Source organism: Planctomonas deserti (assembly GCF_003067705.1).
GTDB lineage: Bacteria > Actinomycetota > Actinomycetes > Actinomycetales > Microbacteriaceae > Planctomonas > Planctomonas deserti.
Genome location: NZ_QANL01000096.1, coordinates 1 through 622, shown reverse-complemented (window position 1 = coordinate 622; position 622 = coordinate 1). Strand labels below are relative to the sequence as shown.

Genomic DNA, 622 nt, shown 5'->3' with positions numbered 1-622 from the left:
CTTCTCCGGGCGCAGCGTGCCGGCCACGCGGTCGAACTCTTCCTGGTCGGTGATGGTCCACGCGGAGGCGGTGTAGCCGATGTTGCCGCGCTGGGCCACGCGGTAGCCGTTCATGGTGTTGGCCAGGTCGATGAAGACATCGGTGGATTCGGTCGGGCTCCAGAACAGCGAGACGTGCGGCAGGAAGTTGCTCTTCGCGCGCAGCGTGCCGTTCACCGGCCGGTCCTTGGCATCACCGAGGCCGCCACCGCGGGTGCGGAAGTCCACGGCCTTGAAGCCGACACCCAGCTTCAGCGTGTCGTTCAGCACGATGTCGTCCTGCAGGTAGAACTGGCGCGAGCGGGTCACCCAGCTCGATGCGTTGTCGGTCTTGAACGCGGGGCCGTACACGTCGAACGGGCCGGTGGCCTTCAGCGGCGGGCCCTCGCCCAGCAGTGGCTGCTGGTACCACTCGGTCTTGGCCGCGGCCTTGCTCTTCTCCTGCCAGAAACCGGCAGTGAAGGTGTGCGCGCCGGTCTCGAACTGCAGGTTGACCATGCCGCCCAGGCGGTTGAGGCGCGGCGTCTGTACCTGTTCGGAGAACGGTGCGCCGTTGGGCGACGGTACGGTCGGGTCGGTCAGC

Annotated in this window: 1 protein-coding gene; it reads right to left on the bottom strand. The window is 67.4% G+C overall.

Annotation, left to right across the window (positions count from 1 at the left end; genetic code table 11):
- A partial coding sequence (locus tag DAI20_RS19725) for a TonB-dependent receptor domain-containing protein (protein ID WP_159085145.1) occupies positions 1-622 on the bottom strand: 622 nt, incomplete at both ends.